The 3,354-nt window shown below is 47.5% G+C and carries 3 protein-coding genes; 1 reads left to right on the plus strand and 2 read right to left on the minus strand.

Going from position 1 to position 3,354, the window contains the following annotated elements; genetic code table 11:
• Positions 1-257: 257 nt before the first annotated feature.
• Positions 258-851, minus strand: coding sequence for an endonuclease domain-containing protein (locus J0895_RS23090; RefSeq protein ID WP_242541533.1), 594 nt, complete (start codon positions 849-851; stop codon positions 258-260).
• Positions 832-1,437 carry a Uma2 family endonuclease gene (locus tag J0895_RS23095; RefSeq protein ID WP_207090341.1) on the minus strand — a complete coding sequence of 202 codons (606 nt, stop codon included), beginning with the start codon at positions 1,435-1,437 and terminating at the stop codon, positions 832-834. The genes J0895_RS23090 and J0895_RS23095 overlap by 20 nt, the downstream gene beginning before the upstream one ends.
• A 154-nt stretch (positions 1,438-1,591) precedes the next feature.
• On the opposite strand from J0895_RS23095, the gene J0895_RS23100 reads away from it, so the two are divergent.
• Positions 1,592-3,354, plus strand: a 1,763-nt coding sequence (locus J0895_RS23100) for an ATP-binding protein (RefSeq protein ID WP_207090342.1), incomplete at its 3' end; no start/stop codon positions are given.

Here is a 3,354-nt window from a genome sequence, read left to right on the forward strand (position 1 = left end):
CCGGTCCCCTCCCCTTAGCAAGGGGAGGGTTAGGGTGGGGTCCCCCTCCGGTCCCCCAAGGGTAGGGTCCCTCTCTCCGGTCCCCTCCCCTTGGCAAGGGGAGGGTTAGGGTGGGGTTCCCCTCCGGTCCCCCAAGGGTAGGGTCCCTCTCTCCGGTCCCCTCCCCTTAGCAAGGGGAGGGTTAGGGTGGGGTCCCCCTCCGGTCCCCCAAGGGTAGGGTCCCTCTCTCCGGTCCCCTCCCCTTAGCAAGGGGAGGGTTAGGGTGGGGTTCCCCTCCGGTCCCCCAAGGGTAGGGTCCCTCTCTCCGGTCCCCTCCCCTTGGCAAGGGGAGGGTTAGGGTGGGGTCCCTCCCGCAATCGGCAAATCATCTGACCGATCGCCTCAATCACACCATCCAACTCCTTATACACTTCCTGATTCGTAAATCTTAAAAAACAAACCCCTGTAGCTTCTAAAAAAGTCTGTCTTTCAATGTCATAAATTCTCGCCTCGTCCCCAAAATGACTCTCTCCATCAATTTCGATCGCTAACTTCAGTTCAGGCGCATAAAAATCAACTACAAATATACTAATGCTATACTGCCGCAGAAATTTGCAGTCCTCAATCTGACGATCGCGCAATCTATGCCAGACCAACTTTTCAGCAGGGGGCATATTATGACGCAGCGATCGCCGTTTTTCCTTTTCTGAGGTTTTGTTGTAGAGTTCGGTCATGAATCCACCGCCAATCACTCGACTTTCTCGGTTATAATACCTGACAACAATTCCCCTGTTTATTCCACTCTTGCTTTGGGAAGGGGAGGGGGAGGGGAGGGGATAGGGAATAGATGGATTAGGTTGGCATAATGTCATCTAAGGTGAGGTTTAAATGGGGCAGCAGGGGAGAATTTATGGAGTCTCCTAAACGATAGCGTTGCTGATGGTATGTACCCTCTACTAATTGGCAGATTGTTAGGGTGGGTTGTTTCGGTTTTCCGATAAATTGGATACCCCCTAATCCTCGAAAGTCTACAATCCAATATTCGGGAATATTTAATAGGGCATATTCTTCTACTTTTCGGGCATAATCATCTTGCCAATTGGTACTCACGACTTCTACGACTAGCTGGATGGTATTGCCATTACATATAATGGGTTCTTTCTGCCACAGTGGTTCTTGATTGAGTTGGGTTTTATCCAAAACTATGACATCAGGACGTAAGACGGTAGCTTCGGCATTCAGGGGTTTGATTAGGCAGTTTTTGGGAATTAACCAGTTGAGGCGATCGCGAATGATTTCTACATAAATTCTTCCGGCAATATTTCCGGATACCTCTTCGTGAGGACCCGTCGGTTCCATGTCTCTGAGTTCTCCATCAATCAGTTCATAGCGGGTATTTTCCCCATACAGGGCAATAAATTCCTCAAATTTAAGGAGTTTGGGTGGGGTGTAAGTCATATAGAGGTTCCCACAGTTATTCGCGATCGCACTCCTGACAAATCCCGGGATTTGTCAGGATGTTTATCAATTTTAACATCCGGTTGTCGCAAATTGCGCTAGATTAATAAAAAGCAATCAATTATTTTTTGTACCAGGATTCAGGAGGAATTTGATGTTGCAATCTATCTTTGAAACTTGTCATCCCCGTGAGGAAATTTTATCCGGTGAATTGGCGTTAGATTTATTCGCGGCGAAACTGCGATTGGTGGTGGAAGGGAAAGCGCCTCATGTTTATCAAGATGCTAATACTTTTTTTTCTAATACGTTTCCCACGGATGGGATAAAGACGCTGATTCGGGAAACCTTTAGTCGGTTAACTCAGCAAGGGGTCGGTTCTCCGGCGATTCGGTTGGAGACGAGTTTTGGTGGGGGGAAAACTCACGATTTGATTGCGTTGTGGCATATCTGCAAGGAAGGACGACGGATTCAGGGTCTCGATCGCTTTGCAGATTTGAGTTTGATTCCCAGTCGTTCGATTCAAGTGGCAGCGGTGGATGGACGTGATTTGGACCCGGAACAAGGGATTTATCATAAGGATACCGGGGTGACGACTTACACGTTATGGGGTGAGATTGCTTATCAAATTGGGGGGATTTCGGGATATGAATTGTTGCGGGGGAGTGATACCAGTGGCAGCAGTCCCGGGACTTCGGTTTTGGAACGGTTGTTAGGAGGAGAACCCACTGTCATTGCGTTAGATGAAATGGCGCGATATTTGCGATCGGCAAAAGCTAAAGTTCTGGGTAAAACCGATTTGGCGGGACAGGTGGTGGCTTTTTTATTTTCGTTGATGGATTTAGCTGCTTCTTGTAATCATTTGGTGTTGATTTATTCCCTCGCTTCGACTGCGGATACATTTGGTGAGGAAACGAGGGATTTACAGGAGGCGATGAGCGCTTCGGCAAGGCAAGAAAGGGTGTTGAGTCCCTCTACAGATATTGAGATTTATAATATTGTCAAACAGCGAATGTTTGCGATGGTGAGTGAGGATGCGGCGGAAAAAGCGGCAGGGGAATATTTAAGTGCTTATCGCGCGAGTCGGTTGGATTTGCCGGAAGGGTGCAAGGATGCGAGTTATTCCCAGGCGATCGCCCAAAGTTATCCCTTTCATCCGGAATTGTTTAATCTGCTGACTAAAAAAATTGCTTCGATTCCCGAGTTTCAAACCACCCGGGGGGCGTTGCGGTTATTTGCCCAAGTTTTGCGCTATTTATGGCGAGATACTCAGAGTTGGATTCCGATGATTCATACTCATCATATTCCGGTTGGTTTAGATTCAGAGATTACTGATGATTTGACTTCGCGCTTGCAACGTCCCCAAATGCGCCCTCCCATTGGCGCGGATATTTACAATGCCGATGGCAGACGCGCTTATGCTCAAGTGCAGGATGAAGAATGGCAAGCAGCAGGAAAACCTCCCTTTTCTACTTGGGTGACGCGGACGATTTTTTTGCATTCTTTGACTCAAGGGATTTCGTCGGGAATTCGTAAGTCTGAGTTGAATTTATCCTTGCTGACTCCGAGTATTGAAAGTGGGTTTATCGATCGCGTTTTAGAGCGAATTTTGGCAGTGGCGTGGTATCTGGATTTTGACCCGATCGCCAAGTTAGCCCGATTTAAGGAAGAACCTTCCATTAATAAAATTATTACGGAAGAAAAAGAGCAAGTTGGACTCACTGAAGCAAAGGCAGATTTGCGCGAACGTCGCGATAGCATTTTTGCTAAAAAACTATTTGACTGTGTGAAGGACCCTGATAGTCCTTCGGATGTGGATGATAAACCCGATGATGTGGTGTTATGTTTGATTGATTTTGCTGAGGGAACTGTTACCGCTTCTACGGATGAAGCGCCGCCTTTAGTGCATCGAATTTTTGA

Source organism: Phormidium pseudopriestleyi FRX01, assembly GCF_017313335.1.
GTDB classification, from domain to species: domain Bacteria; phylum Cyanobacteriota; class Cyanobacteriia; order Cyanobacteriales; family Laspinemataceae; genus Laspinema; species Laspinema pseudopriestleyi.